This is a genomic window from Helicobacter pylori, from assembly GCF_001653475.1.
Classification (GTDB): Bacteria; Campylobacterota; Campylobacteria; order Campylobacterales; family Helicobacteraceae; genus Helicobacter; species Helicobacter pylori_CM.
Genome location: NZ_CP011487.1, coordinates 83380 through 98504, shown reverse-complemented (window position 1 = coordinate 98504; position 15125 = coordinate 83380). Strand labels below are relative to the sequence as shown.

General features: G+C 39.5%; 10 protein-coding genes and 1 pseudogene. 7 read left to right on the top strand and 4 right to left on the bottom strand.

Annotated features, from left to right (window positions below; all coding sequences use genetic code 11):
• Positions 1-273 precede the first annotated feature (273 nt).
• Together ppsA and AA974_RS00450 are read left to right on the top strand one after the other, a co-directional pair.
• The gene (gene ppsA / locus AA974_RS00455; protein ID WP_064432953.1) at positions 274-2712 is read left to right on the top strand and encodes a pyruvate, water dikinase; all 2439 of its coding nucleotides are present in this window, start codon (positions 274-276) and stop codon (positions 2710-2712) included.
• Between the two features lie 142 nt (positions 2713-2854).
• Positions 2855-3304, top strand: a pseudogene (locus tag AA974_RS00450) (DUF874 family protein); the annotation flags it as partial.
• 122 nt (positions 3305-3426) lie between these two features.
• On the opposite strand, the gene AA974_RS00445 reads toward AA974_RS00450, so the two are convergent.
• Positions 3427-4353 carry a radical SAM protein gene (locus AA974_RS00445; RefSeq protein ID WP_064432952.1) on the bottom strand — a complete coding sequence of 309 codons (927 nt, stop codon included), beginning with the start codon at positions 4351-4353 and terminating at the stop codon, positions 3427-3429.
• Positions 4346-6556 (bottom strand): type I DNA topoisomerase, encoded by a 2211-nt coding sequence (gene topA / locus AA974_RS00440; RefSeq protein ID WP_064432951.1) that lies wholly within the window; start codon positions 6554-6556, stop codon positions 4346-4348. The genes AA974_RS00445 and topA overlap by 8 nt, the downstream gene beginning before the upstream one ends.
• A gap of 165 nt (positions 6557-6721) precedes the next feature.
• On the opposite strand from topA, the gene AA974_RS00435 reads away from it, so the two are divergent.
• Complete coding sequence (locus AA974_RS00435; protein WP_064432950.1) at positions 6722-8266, top strand: flagellin B; 1545 nt, start codon at positions 6722-6724, stop codon at positions 8264-8266.
• Positions 8267-8328: 62 nt separating this feature from the next.
• Positions 8329-10212, top strand: coding sequence for a motility associated factor glycosyltransferase family protein (locus tag AA974_RS00430; RefSeq protein ID WP_064432949.1), 1884 nt, complete (start codon positions 8329-8331; stop codon positions 10210-10212).
• Positions 10213-10235: 23 nt separating this feature from the next.
• Here the strand turns inward: AA974_RS00430 and AA974_RS00425 are convergent, their stop codons facing one another.
• Both AA974_RS00425 and AA974_RS00420 read right to left on the bottom strand, forming a co-directional pair.
• Positions 10236-10532, bottom strand: coding sequence for a hypothetical protein (locus tag AA974_RS00425; protein ID WP_064432948.1), 297 nt, complete (start codon positions 10530-10532; stop codon positions 10236-10238).
• Positions 10533-10552: 20 nt separating this feature from the next.
• Complete coding sequence (locus AA974_RS00420; protein WP_196207237.1) at positions 10553-11182, bottom strand: class II aldolase and adducin N-terminal domain-containing protein; 630 nt, start codon at positions 11180-11182, stop codon at positions 10553-10555.
• Positions 11183-11401: 219 nt separating this feature from the next.
• Between AA974_RS00420 and AA974_RS00415 the strand changes: the two genes are divergently transcribed.
• The 3 genes from AA974_RS00415 to dnaK are packed head-to-tail and all read left to right on the top strand — an operon-like array spanning position 11402 to position 14701.
• On the top strand, positions 11402-12232 hold the full coding sequence (locus AA974_RS00415; RefSeq protein WP_064432946.1) for an HrcA family transcriptional regulator: 831 nt from the start codon (positions 11402-11404) through the stop codon (positions 12230-12232).
• Positions 12232-12807 carry a nucleotide exchange factor GrpE gene (gene grpE, locus AA974_RS00410; RefSeq protein ID WP_064432945.1) on the top strand — a complete coding sequence of 192 codons (576 nt, stop codon included), beginning with the start codon at positions 12232-12234 and terminating at the stop codon, positions 12805-12807. Before AA974_RS00415 ends, grpE begins: the two co-directional genes overlap by 1 nt.
• A gap of 31 nt (positions 12808-12838) precedes the next feature.
• Complete coding sequence (gene dnaK / locus AA974_RS00405; RefSeq protein ID WP_064434030.1) at positions 12839-14701, top strand: molecular chaperone DnaK; 1863 nt, start codon at positions 12839-12841, stop codon at positions 14699-14701.
• Positions 14702-15125: the final 424 nt, after the last annotated feature.

Sequence of the window (15125 nt, the reverse complement as noted above, 5' to 3'; positions counted from 1 at the left end):
ACTTTCTCAGCTTTAGGGTCGCTCATAGGCTTTAAACACGCTTGTAAAAATACCATACAAAACAAATTCAATAGCAACCGCCTATACAAAACTACCCTTTCTGTTCAAAAATACCTAACTGATCGGTTATTATACTATAAAATCATAAACCAAAAAGAACACCTCTTTATCAAAAAGCTTAGAATACAAACTAGCTAAAACTAAAGCTCTATCATGCTATCATTGTTATACTTTATGTTTTAAAAGACTTAATGATAATTTTAAGGGAGTTTTGTGCGATATATCAAGTTTTTCAAAGAGTTGAACAATAAGAATGTGAATTTGGTTGGGGGCAAGAACGCTAGTATTGGTGAAATGTTTCAAGAATTAGTGCCTATTGGCATTAAAGTGCCTGATGGCTTTGCTATTACAAGCGAAGCGTATTGGTATCTTTTAGAGCAAGGGGGGGCTAAACAAAAAATCATAGAGCTTTTAGAAAATGTTGATGCCACGGAGATTGATGTGTTAAAAATCCGCTCCAAACAAATCAGAGAGCTTATTTTTGGCACGCCTTTTCCTAGCGATTTAAGAGATGAGATTTTTCAAGCTTATGAAATTTTAAGCCAGCAATACCACATGAAAGAAGCCGATGTGGCTGTAAGGAGCTCCGCTACTGCAGAAGATCTACCGGACGCTTCTTTTGCCGGGCAGCAAGACACTTATTTGAACATTAAGGGTAAAACAGAATTGATCCACTATATCAAATCTTGTTTAGCGTCGCTTTTTACCGACAGAGCGATTAGCTATAGAGCGAGTCGCGGGTTTGATCATTTAAAAGTCGCGCTGAGTGTGGGGGTGCAAAAAATGGTGCGAGCGGATAAAGGCAGCGCGGGCGTGATGTTTTCTATTGACACCGAAACCGGTTTTAAAGACGCGGTGTTTATCACTTCAGCGTGGGGGTTAGGCGAAAATGTGGTGGGCGGCACGATAAACCCTGATGAATTTTATGTGTTTAAGCCTACTTTAGAGCAAAACAAACGCCCCATTATCAAACGGCAGCTCGGCAATAAAACGCAAAAAATGGTCTATGCCCCAAGGGGTAGTGAACACCCCACCAGAAACATTAAAACCACCAAAAAAGAATGGCAATCCTTTTCATTGAGCGATGAAGATGTGCTGATTTTAGCCAAATACGCCATTGAAATTGAAAAACATTACTCTAAAGAAGCCAAACAATACCGCCCTATGGATATAGAATGGGCTAAAGATGGCGATAGTGGGGAAATCTTTATCGTTCAAGCACGCCCAGAAACCGTTCAAAGCCAAAAAACCAAAGAAGAAAGTCAAGTCTTTGAAAAATTCAAATTCAAAAACCCTAACGAAAAGAAAGAGATTATCTTACAAGGCAGAGCGATTGGGAGTAAAATTGGCTCAGGAAAAGTGCGCATCATCAATGATTTGGAGCACATGAATTCTTTTAAAGAGGGCGAAATTTTAGTTACGGATAACACCGACCCAGATTGGGAGCCTTGCATGAAAAAAGCGAGCGCGGTTATCACTAATCGTGGAGGGCGCACTTGCCATGCCGCTATTGTGGCTAGAGAAATTGGCGTGCCAGCTATTGTTGGGGTGAGCGGGGCGACTGATAGCCTTTATACCGGCATGGAAATCACGGTTTCTTGCACTGAGGGCGAAGAGGGCTATGTGTATGCAGGCATTTATGAGCATGAAATTGAAAGGGTGGAGCTTTCTAACATGCAAGAAACTCAAACAAAAATTTATATCAATATTGGAAACCCTGAAAAAGCCTTCAGCTTTTCTCAGCTCCCTAATCACGGCGTAGGGCTGGCTAGAATGGAAATGATTATTTTAAATCAAATCAAAGCCCACCCTTTAGCCTTAGTGGATTTGCACCACAAAAAAAGCGTGAAAGAAAAAAATGAAATTGAAAACCTTATGGCAGGCTATGCTAACCCTAAAGATTTTTTTGTGAAAAAAATCGCTGAAGGCATTGGCATGATCAGCGCAGCGTTTTACCCTAAACCTGTCATTGTAAGGACTAGCGATTTCAAATCCAATGAATACATGCGCATGCTTGGCGGCTCTAGCTATGAGCCTAATGAAGAAAACCCCATGCTTGGTTATAGGGGGGCTAGTCGGTATTATTCAGAGAGCTATAATGAAGCGTTTTCGTGGGAGTGTGAAGCCTTAGCGTTAGTGAGAGAAGAAATGGGCTTGACAAACATGAAAGTGATGATCCCCTTTTTGCGAACCATTGAAGAGGGTAAAAAAGTCCTAGAAATCTTAAGAAAAAACAATCTAGAATCCGGCAAAAACGGGCTTGAAATTTATATCATGTGCGAATTACCGGTGAATGTCATTTTGGCTGATGATTTCTTAAGCTTGTTTGATGGCTTTTCTATTGGCTCTAATGATTTAACCCAGCTCACTTTAGGCGTGGATAGAGACAGCGAATTAGTCAGCCATGTTTTTGATGAAAGGAATGAAGCGATGCTAAAAATGTTTAAAAAAGCGATTGAAGCTTGTAAAAGGCACAACAAATATTGCGGGATTTGCGGGCAAGCCCCAAGCGATTACCCTGAAGTAACAGAGTTTTTAGTCAAAGAGGGCATCACTTCCATTTCTCTAAACCCTGATAGCGTGATCCCCACTTGGAACGCTGTAGCCAAGTTAGAAAAAGAATTGAAAGGCCATGGCTTAACTGCACCTTGATAATAAAGGGGTTGATCTAACTTGATTGGATTGACCCTTACAATTTTTCAAACCAATCGTTTAATAACGATTAAATATGACTATATACACTACAATAATAAGATTTTGATGGGTGAAATTGTTTTTTGAAAAAAGGTTGGTAATGGAATCAGTAAAAACAGGAAAAACAAATAAAGTTGGCAAGAACACAGAGATGGCTCACACAAAGACAAATAAAGAGACTCATTTTAAACGAGTGAGCACCATTAAAAATATGCTCAGATCAATTGGTGGGATTTTTACAAAAATTGTAAAGAAAGTTAGAGAACTTGTAAAAAAACATCCCAAGAAAAGCAATGTGGCGTTAGTAGTATTAACCCGTGTTGCATGCAAGAGAGCAAAAGAATTAGACGATAAAGTCCAAGATAAATCCAAACAAGCTGAGAAAGAGAATAAAATCAATTGGTGGAAATATTCAGGATTAACAATAGCGACAAGTTTATTATTAGCCGCTTGTAGCGCTGGCGATATTGATAAACAAATAGAACTAGAACAAGAAAAAAAGGAAGCGGATAACGCTAGGGACAGAGCGAACAAGAGCGGGATAGAACTCGGTTAAAAACATTAGTTTTTAATTATCTGTCGGTTTTTGCGATCATTTTTATGGTATTGTGGCGTTATTTGGTAATCATTTAAAAGCTTAAGCTATCCCTAAAGTAAGGTTACAAATGGAGGTTAAAACGCGCAATAAAACTCCAAAGAGCCGACTCTTTTAATCGTAATTTGTTGGTGGTTTAATAAAGTTTCTAAATGCTTAAAGGTGTTAGGATCTAGTATTAGGGGGGCTTCTTCTGCGCTTAAAGGGCGCCTGGAAATCAAAGCGAGCAATTCGTCTATACCGCAAGAAATCAATTTTTTGGCTTGAGCAGTGGATCGTTTAGGCAAACTCACACAAAGCCCTTCAAAAAATGAAGAGCATTTTAATAATTCATCTTCGCTTAATTTAGGGGCTTTAAAGCTTGAGGGTCTGTCTATGGTGCTTAAATCCACTCTAGCGGTATTGATTTTTTTTAAAAATGCAGCGATGAGTTTTAAGTTGTTCGCGCTATCATTCACGCCCTTAATTAGCAACACTTCAGCCACCAGTTGCCCTTGATAAATTTGAGAAAAGCGTGAAATCCCCTCTAAAATCTTGTCAATGTCTTTAGAATAGGGCTTATCCACTTTTTCAAAGGCTTTCAAATCAATAGCGTCTAAAGAAAATTTAACGATGTCAAATTCCTTTAAGGCTTGTTGGACTTTTGGCTCATAAAATAGTGATCCGTTGCTTAAAATCAAAGTTTTAACGCCCTTTAAAAAAGGCTTGATGCTTTGGATAAGCTCTAATAAATGAGGGTATAGCGTGGGTTCGCCATTAGCGGTAATGGTTAAAACATCAATGGGGGCAGTAAGGTTGTTTAAGGCTTTTTGAATGGCGCTAATCAAGGTTTCCACTTTTATCACTTCTTCCATGCGTTCAATAGGCTTGGCTTTACCCAACTCACAATAAATACAATTGTAATTGCATTGTTTTTTAGAGGGCGATAAATCCACGCCCAAAGACTTCCCAAAACGCCTGGATAAAACAGGCCCAAAAACGATAGGCAAATTTTCTTTAGCCATTATCTCCTTCTAAAAATACGCGTTCTTTGCACTGGATGCATTCATGCGCCTTTTTTTTGCGATAGATTCTTTCACTCATCAAATAATGGCATTTTTCACAACGCTTATTGATGGGCTTATGGTTGGATAAAAAATTGCATTTAGGGTAATTGTTGCAACCATAAAACGAGCCTTTTTTACTCCTTTTTAAGGCAATATCCCCCCCGCATTCTGGGCATTTCACGCCTTCTATGACTTCTTTTGCGTTAGGGGCGCTTTTTAGCGATTTGGTGTTTTTGCATTCAGGGTAGTTGTTGCAAGCTAAAAACGCCCCGTTTCTGCTGAATTTTTGCACCATTTCCCCTCCGCATTTTTCGCACAATTCTTGCTTGACTCCATCATTGGCGTTTTCAGTTTGTTTGACATATTTGCATTTAGGGTAATTGTTGCAAGCGATAAACTCCCCATAACGGCTATTTTTTTTGACTAATTCCCCACCGCATTTAGGGCATGATTCGCCGGTTTTTTCATGCACTTTTTGAGAGATGATATTCTTTTTCCCGGCTTCAATTTTATCCATAAAAGGGTAGTAAAAGTCCTTTAAGACTTGCTGATAGTCGGCTTTATTTTGAGCGATATTGTCTAATTCCTCTTCTAAAGAAGCGCTGAATTTGGAATCCACGATTTCTTCAAAATGCTTTTCTAAAATTTCTATCACCTTAAAAGCACTCTCTAAAGCGCTGATTTGCTTTTTTTCTACCTTGATGTAGTCTCTGTTTTGCAAGAGGGAAATCGTTGGGGCGTAGGTGCTGGGTCTGCCTATGCCTAAACTTTCTAAAACTTTAATCAAACTCGCTTCTGAATAGCGCACTGGAGGTTCTGTAACATGGGCGTTGCTCTCTAGTTTTTCTAATTTAATGGGGTCATTTTCTTTCAAATTGGGGAGCAATTTGTCCTTATCCTCATTGCCTAAAATTTTATAATAGCCATCAAAAAGGAGTTTTCTGCCACTCGCTTTAAACTCGCCTTTTTCACAAGCCACAACCACGCTTTGGCTTTCAAAAAGAGCGTCTTGCATTTGAGAAGCTAAGAAGCGTTTGTAAATTAAGGCATAGAGCTTTAATTCTTCAGGCTTAAGGTAGTCTTTTAAAGCGTTTGGCTCTAAAACAATAGAAGTGGGCCTGATCGCTTCATGGGCTTCTTGGGCGTTTTTATTCTTGCTGGAATAGACTTTGGCTTTAGGGGGTAAGTAGTCTTTGCCATAGTCTTTTAAAATCTTATTCCTCGCTTCTTCTAAAGCTTCTTTAGCGATATTCAAGCTATCGGTCCTCATGTAAGTGATCACCCCCATAACACCTTGCGGGGTGGCTACGCCTTCATACAATTTTTGAGCGATATTCATGGTTTTTGTGGGTGAAAAGCCTAAAAGACTGGAAGCGCTTTGCTGTAAAGTAGAAGTCATGAAAGGGGGCGGTGTGGGGGATTTTTTAGATTTTTTAACGATACTAGAAACAGCGTAGCTTTCTTTTTCTAATTCGTTTTTAATCTCTTGAGCTTTTTTTTCATCAATAAGCTCTTGGGCTTTGAGTTTGTTGCCCTTATAGCTAATGAGTTGCGCTTCTAAATGCGACTCAAAATAAGCGTCTAGCGTGAAGTAGGTTAAAGGTTTAAAGGCTTTGATCTCCCTTTCTTTGTCAATCACAAGCTTTAAAGCCGCGCTCTGCACCCTCCCAGCACTCAAACCTTTAGTGATTTTTGATGCAATCAACGAGCTGAGCTTAAAACCCACGATCCGATCTAAAAAGCGTCTGGCTTGTTGGGCATTGACCTTAGACATATCAATTTGTCGTGGGGTTTTTAGAGCGTTTAAAATCGCATTTTTCGTGATCTCATGAAAAACAATCCTAGGATAGCTCTCCAATTTCCCCCCAATCAAACATGCCACATGATAGCCTATCGCTTCCCCTTCTCTGTCTTCATCAGTAGCGATGTAGGTGGTAGATGCTTTTTTAGAAAGCTCTATGATCTGTTTGACAAGCTCTTTATGATCTTTATCCACGACATAATTAGGGATAAAGCCTGTTTCATCAATCTTAATGCCTAAAGCGAATTTGGATAAATCCCTAACATGCCCTTTAGAGGCGATGACTTCGTAATTTTTATCCAAAAAATTTTTAATGGTTTTAGCTTTTGCTGGGGATTCTACAATAATAAGGTGCTTCATTGAACGCCTTTAATGGAATGTTTATACCTATTAATGAATGATTGTAGCATAGAATTTTGACTAAACGCCCTATTAAACCATAAAAACTATAGCGGTGCTCAAAATCAAAGAGTTGGAACACCCTTTGCTTGACTAACAGCAAATATCTATGCAAAGGATGCAAACATGAGTTTTAGGATAAATACCAATATCGCCGCTTTAACTTCTCATGCGGTAGGGGTTCAAAACAACAGAAACCTTTCAAGCTCGCTTGAAAAGTTAAGCTCAGGGCTTAGGATCAATAAAGCCGCTGATGATTCTAGTGGGATGGCGATCGCTGATAGCTTAAGGAGTCAAAGCGCGAATTTGGGTCAAGCGATCCGCAACGCTAATGACGCTATTGGTATGGTTCAAACCGCTGATAAAGCGATGGATGAGCAAATCAAAATCTTAGACACCATTAAAACCAAAGCCGTTCAAGCCGCTCAAGACGGGCAAACTTTAGAAAGCCGAAGAGCACTCCAGAGCGATATTCAAAGGTTGTTAGAAGAACTAGACAATATCGCTAACACCACAAGCTTTAACGGTCAACAAATGCTTTCAGGAAGTTTTTCTAACAAAGAATTTCAAATTGGCGCGTATTCTAACACCACGGTTAAAGCGTCTATTGGCTCAACGAGTTCGGATAAGATTGGGCATGTGCGCATGGAAACCTCTTCTTTTAGTGGCGAAGGCATGCTCGCTAGTGCGGCAGCACAAAACTTGACTGAAGTGGGATTGAATTTCAAACAAGTCAATGGCGTGAATGATTACAAGATTGAAACCGTGCGCATTTCTACGAGTGCTGGCACTGGGATCGGAGCGTTAAGCGAAATCATCAATCGTTTTTCTAACACTTTAGGCGTTAGGGCTTCTTATAATGTCATGGCTACCGGTGGCACTCCCGTGCAATCAGGAACCGTGAGAGATCTTACCATTAATGGCGTAGAAATCGGGACCGTGAATGATGTGCATAAAAACGACGCTGACGGGAGATTGATTAATGCGATCAACTCCGTCAAAGACAGGACCGGCGTGGAAGCGAGCTTGGATATTCAAGGGCGCATTAATTTACACTCCATTGATGGGCGTGCGATTTCTGTGCATGCAACGAGCGCGAGCGGTCAGGTTTTTGGGGGAGGGAATTTTGCAGGGATTTCTGGGACACAGCATGCGGTTATTGGGCGCTTAACCTTGACCAGAACCGACGCTAGAGACATCATTGTGAGCGGTGTGAATTTTAGCCATGTGGGTTTGCATTCCGCTCAAGGGGTGGCAGAATACACCGTGAATTTGAGAGCGGTTAGAGGTATTTTTGATGCGAATGTGGCTTCAGCAGCTGGAGCGAACGCTAATGGCGCGCAAGCTGAAACCAATTCTCAAGGTATAGGGGCTGGGGTAACAAGCCTTAAAGGGGCGATGATTGTGATGGACATGGCGGATTCAGCGCGCACGCAATTAGACAAGATCCGCTCTGATATGGGTTCGGTGCAAATGGAATTGGTTACAACCATCAATAATATTTCTGTAACCCAAGTGAATGTTAAAGCGGCTGAATCTCAAATCAGGGATGTGGATTTTGCTGAAGAAAGCGCGAACTTTTCTAAATACAATATTTTGGCGCAAAGCGGGAGTTTTGCTATGGCGCAAGCGAATGCGGTGCAACAAAATGTCTTAAGGCTTTTACAATAACAGCCCTTTTAATTCAAAGGGGCGTTAGCCCTTCTTATAAATTATTTTTATAAGTTAGAATGATGGATATTTATCAAAAAAACTTACAAGCTCTTTTCAAAAAAGACCCTCTTTTGTTCACACGACTCAAAGCCGTTAAAGAAAACAAAAAATACGAAGTGTTTTTAGGGAATGATAGCGCGAATTTCAACCTATTAGATAAAGAAACCAACACGCCCTTATTTGAAAAAAGCCCGCTAGATTCAAGCTTAGAGCTATACCAAAATAGTGAAATTTACATGCTCTATCCTTATTTGTATTATTTTGGCTTGGGTAATGGGGTGTTTTATCGCTTGCTTTTAGGCAATGAAAATTTAAAACGCTTGGTGGTCATTGAGCCTGAAATAGAGATTATTTTCATTGTGCTGAATCTTTTGGATTTTTCCACTGAGATTTTAGAAAATCGTTTGATTTTATTGCATGCTAGTTTTTGCAATTACAACATGATCGCTTCATTATTTGATATGGATAAAAAGTCTCGTTTATACGCAAGAATGTATGATTTAAAACTTTTTAACGCTTATTACGAACGATACTCCAGTCAAATGATAGAAATCAACCAGCATTTCACGCGCGCTTTAGAGCATGGTGCTATTAGCGTAGGCAATGACGCTAAAGACGCACTTATAGGCATCAAACAGCATGCCGCTAATTTGCCTGAAGTCATCAAAAGCCCTAGTTTAGTGGATTTTGTGAGCACTTTAAAAAACAGAGACACCGCTATTATTGTTTCAACCGGGCCCAGTTTGAACAAGCAGCTCCCCCTTTTAAAAGAAATCGCTCCTTACGCAACGCTTTTTTGTATAGACGCTTCTTTCCCTATTTTAGCCAGAGCCGGTATCAAGCCTGATATTGTGCTGTCTTTAGAAAGGGTGGATTTAACGGCGAAATTTTACGAAGAAACCCCCTTAGATTTTCAAGAAGGCGTTATTTTTGCTCTGACTTCCATTGTGCATAAACGATTGATTAAAGCGATTAAAAAAGGAGTTAAACAATTCAGTTTCCGCCCCTTTGGTTACACCAACCTTTTTGATTTGCACCAGTATGGCTATGTGGGCATAGGCATGAGCGCAGCGAACATGGCGTATGAATTAGTGGTGCATTCTCGTTTCAAAAGATGCGTGTTTATCGGGCAAGATTTGAGCTTTTCACAAAGCGGTAACAGCCACGCTAGTGGGGCGATTTATGGCGATAGAGAGATCAAGCCTAAAAAAGATAAAGACAAGATCTTTATAGAAAAATATGGGGGTGATGGGGAAGTAGAAACCACTTTAGTGTGGAAACTTTTCTTAGAATTTTTTGAAAAAGATATTTTTAACACGCCCTATAAACTAGAAGTCATTAATGCTACTGAAGGGGGGGCTAGGATTAAAGGGACTAAAGAAATGCCCTTTAAAGAAGTGTGCGAAAAAATAGATAAATCCAAGCCAAAGCCTCCTATCAATCTGATTTATCCCACTCAATCAGAACAGGCTAAAAATTTAAAGATTGCTGAGCAAAAATGCGAAGAAATCATCAAATACGCCCATGAGAAAAAAACCCAAGTTGAAGAAGTGTTTTTGAAAGTGGCGCGATTTTTAGAAGAAGTGGAAAAGCTTCATGAAGAAAAAAAATTAGAAGAGTTGGACTTTAAAAAATTAGAAAATTTGAGCGCTGAAATTGATAACATTAAAGAGCTTTTTGATGACAAGCGATTCAATTCGTATTTTATGGATGCGATACAATCTTACATCTTCCACCAGGAATTGCATATCGCTGAAATCGTGTGTAAAAAAACGAATAATGAAGACGAATTAAGGGCTAAGCAATTAGAATACATTTATGTGCACAAATACTGGCTTTTTAGTTTAGCGGGTGGGATTGATTGCGTGATAGAAGCGATCAAAATGGCTTTGAAAGAATGGTAAAACCCCTTTTTAAATGTGTATCTTTAAGCGTATGTGTCTAGGTTGGAATACATTTCAGGGGTATTTTCACCACCAACAAGGCTTTTCTCAACTTGGGATCTATCTTTAATCCCGCCGTCGTTATTGATAGCGTTTAAAGCTTGTAATCGATCAAAATCAGGGGCGTTTTGCGTATCATCTTGGCTGAAACCATCTTGAACGCTGCTTTGTTGTAGATCTTGCTCTACTTGATTCCTGTCCTTTATGGTTGCGTCATTATTGATATTGTTCAAGGTTTGGAGCTGTGTGAAATTAGGGGTGTAACGGGTGTTGATGGTCATGCTTTATCCTTTTTAGCTTTTTACACGCTCAATCGTGGATCATCATTATAGCAACAATCCATTAAATCGCCTAGTCGTAAAACCTTGCATGAGTTTTCAATCAGATCAAAAACTTCCATGAGTTTAGAAAGCTCCCTGTGGTAGGCAAAAATCCCACACCCCTTAATGAAAACAAAATATTTTTTGCTCTCTTGGAGTTGGCGTAAAATTTCTGTATCCGCTCTTTCTTGCCAGCTGTCATAGTCTTTGGGGTTAAAAATGGCGATTTCTTCGCCCAAAGAACGATACCCTAAATAATCTCTAGGGAGCAATCGGTTGTGGCGCAAGGAATACGCCAAGCTATAAGGAGGGCGCGCGTAAGCGATGAATTTAGCGTCCAAAAACTCCCTATACACGCTCGCATGAATGGGCGAATCCAAGCTTGCTTCTTTCCAGCGGTAATCTATCTTGTCATGCAAAACCAGTAAGGTGTTTTCATTCAATTGATCAAAAACAGCGTTTCTTTTATTGATCACAAATTGATTGGTGCCAATGCGTGCTGAAATAGAGCCTTGATAAAGCCCAAAAAAACCTTTTCTGAACATGGATAATGAAATGCTTTGGAGCGAATGAATCAGCCCGCTGTCAATGCCTCTTGTGTGTGTGTTCATGCTTGCCATGATAACAAGTTTTTTTAATAAAAGTTATTAGTTGCCCAATAGATCTAAATTAAATTAACTCTATAAAAAATCCTAATTTAATACTAGTAAATAAATTTAGTGATACAGACTAAACTTTAAAGAAAAATCGGGTAATTTTTATCACTTTTTTAAAACAAGTGATAGATTATTAACTTTTTATGCTATAATGCGAGGGTTCTTTCATCAAGAATGGTGATTGACGAGATTTTTCAAATAATGATGTTAAGAAGAATTAAAGTAGGTTCTAATTTGAATAAAAAAGAGAGTTTGTTAGATGCGTTTGTTAAAACCTATCTGCAGATTTTAGAACCCATTAGTTCTAAACGCTTAAAAGAGTTGGCAAACTTGAAAATATCTTGCGCGACGATCAGGAATTATTTTCAAATCCTTTCTAAAGAGGGCATGCTTTATCAAGCCCATTCTAGCGGTGCTAGATTGCCTACTTTTAAGGCGTTTGAAAACTATTGGCAAAAATCGTTGCGCTTTGAAGCTTTAAAGGTGAATGAAAAACGCCTGAAAAGTGCGAGTGAAAATTTTGGGCTTTTTACGCTGTTGAAAAAACCCAGTTTGGAGCGTTTAGAAAGAGTCATTGAGTGCGAAAAACGCTTTTTAATTTTGGACTTTTTGGCGTTTTCTTGTGCGGTGGGTTACAGCGTTAAAATGGAGAAGTTTTTATTAGAGCTTGTGGGTAGAAGCGTTGGAGAAGTGCGCTCAATCGCTGCTTCTGTCAATGCGTTGAGTTTGGCCAGACAATTAGAGCGTTTGGAGTATTCCAACACGCAAATTACGCGCTTTAATCTAATGGGGTTAAAAACGCTTTTAAACAGCCCTTTATTTTTTGACATTTTAGGGGGTAAGGTTTTAGAGCGTTTGAAAAAGGGTTTGCATTTTATAGAGCCTGATTGCATGCTAATAATGCGCCCTATAGAATTTCAAAACAAGCGGATGCAGCTACTTTGCGTGGGGAAATTGGAATGCGATTATGAAGGGTTTTTTCAAATGATTTCTAAGGAGGAATAATGAAAGATGAACATAACCAAGAACACGATCATTTAAGCCAAAAAAATCTAGAGTCTTGTGAAAATCCTTGCGCTTGCAAAGAACAACAAGGTGGAGAAAAACAAGAAGCGAGCGAAAAAGAATGCGAGATCAAGGAAGAATTTGAGCTTAAATATAAAGAAATGCACGAAAAATACTTAAGAGTGCATGCGGATTTTGAAAATGTGAAAAAGCGCTTAGAAAGAGACAAGAGCATGGCGTTAGAGTATGCGTATGAAAAAATCGCATTGGATCTATTGCCAGTGATTGATGCGCTTCTTGGGGCTCATAGAAGCGCTATAGAAGTGGATAAAGAGAGTGCTTTAACCAAGGGCTTGGAGCTTACGATGGAAAAGTTGCATGAAGTTTTGGCAAGGCATGGCATTGAAGGGATTGAATGCTTAGAGGAATTTGATCCCAATTTCCACAATGCGATCATGCAAGTCAAAAGCGAAGAAAAAGAAAACGGGAAAATCGTGCAAGTTTTGCAACAGGGCTACAAGTATAAGGGTAGGGTTTTGAGACCGGCAATGGTGAGCATTGCTAAAAACGATTAAAAACATTTATTTTAAAAGAAAGGATAATACTATGGGAAAAGTTATTGGAATTGATTTAGGGACAACCAACTCCGCAATGGCGGTGTACGAAGGCAATGAGGCAAAAATTATTGCCAATAAAGAGGGTAAAAACACCACTCCTTCTATTGTAGCCTTTACGGATAAGGGCGAGATTTTAGTGGGCGAGAGCGCGAAAAGACAAGCGGTAACCAACCCAGAAAAAACCATTTATTCTATTAAAAGAATCATGGGTTTGATGTTTAATGAAGATAAGGCTAAAGAAGCTGAAAAACGCTTGCCTTATAAGATTGTGGATAGGAATGGGGCTTGCGCGATTGAGATTTCGGGTAAAGTTTATACCCCTCAAGAGATTTCAGCCAAAATTTTAATGAAGCTCAAAGAAGACGCTGAAAGTTATTTAGGCGAGAGCGTTACTGAAGCGGTTATCACGGTTCCGGCTTATTTTAACGACAGCCAAAGAAAAGCGACTAAAGAAGCCGGCACGATTGCAGGGCTTAATGTTTTAAGAATCATCAATGAGCCTACAAGCGCGGCGTTAGCTTATGGCTTGGATAAAAAAGAGAGCGAAAAAATCATGGTTTATGATTTGGGTGGGGGAACTTTTGATGTTACCGTTTTAGAAACAGGCGATAATGTCGTAGAAGTTTTAGCCACAGGGGGCGATGCGTTTTTAGGGGGTGATGATTTTGACAATCGTGTGATTGATTTCTTAGCGCTTGAGTTTAAAAGCGAAACGGGCATTGAAATTAAAAACGATGTGATGGCGTTGCAACGCTTGAAAGAAGCGGCTGAAAACGCTAAAAAAGAATTGAGCTCTGCAATGGAGACTGAAATCAATTTACCCTTTATCACAGCGGACGCTACTGGGCCTAAACACTTGGTTAAAAAACTCACTAGGGCTAAATTTGAAAGCTTGACAGAAGATCTAGTGGAAGAAACGATTTCTAAAATTGAAAGCGTGATCAAAGACGCAGGGCTAACCAAAAATGAGATTTCAGAAGTGGTGATGGTAGGCGGCTCCACTCGTATCCCTAAAGTCCAAGAAAGGGTGAAAGCGTTTATCCATAAAGATTTGAATAAAAGCGTCAATCCTGATGAAGTCGTAGCGGTGGGAGCGAGCATTCAAGGGGGCGTGTTGAAAGGCGATGTGAAAGATGTGCTTTTATTAGATGTTACGCCCTTAAGCCTTGGGATTGAAACTTTAGGGGGCGTGATGACTAAAGTGATTGATAGAGGCACGACTATTCCGGCGAAAAAATCTCAAGTGTTCTCAACCGCTGAAGACAACCAGCCTGCTGTGTCCATTATGGTTTTACAAGGCGAAAGGGATTTGGCAAGGGATAATAAATCTTTGGGTAAATTTGATTTGCAAGGCATCGCTCCAGCTCCAAGAGGCGTGCCGCAAATTGAAGTAACCTTTGATATTGACGCTAACGGGATTTTAACCGTGTCAGCTCAAGATAAAAATACCGGTAAAAGCCAAGAGATTAAAATTTCTGGCTCTAGCGGGTTGTCTGATAGCGAAATTGAAAAAATGGTTAAAGACGCTGAATTGCACAAAGAAGAAGATGCTAGGAAAAAAGAAGTGATTGAAGCGAGAAACCATGCCGATAGTTTGGCGCACCAAACCCAAAAAAGCCTTGATGAGCATAAGACCAATTTGAATGAAAACGACGCTAACGAGATCCAAAACGCCATTAACGCCATTAAAGATTGCGTCAAAAACGATAACGCTACTAAAGCTGAGCTTGAAGACAAAACGAAATCATTAGTGCAAGCGGCTCAAAAATTAGGCGAAGCTATGGCGAATAAAAACAACGCCGAGCAACCCAAGAAAAAAGACGATGATGTGATTGATGCGGAAGTGGAGTGAAACGCTTTTAAAAACTTCTTTTAAGCGGGCGGTTTTAATGAAAACCCGCTTGCTTTTCTCATTTTCATCAATGGGATATTGATTGCAAAATCTAAAAAACACTCAAAGCGTTTTTTAATCAAAATACCAAAGCTTGATTTAATTAAGCGATAGCTTTCAAGGTTTAATTTAAAAAGCGTTGGCAAGATTTTAGGGAAATCCCTTATGGGGGAATTCCTTTTTTGTATAGGGTTGTTTCTCAATGGCTTTTGCTAGATGGCTCTAATTCAAAGTACGCAGCGGGGATTTGATTGAATTCGTTAGCAAAGTGTAAAAAATCGTTGGTAATATTTTCAAGATTGGCTTCTAAATCGTCATAGATCTCTTGGTAATCCCCTAAAAATATCCTGATAGCAAAAGCGATTGATGGCTCAAAGCATAGATT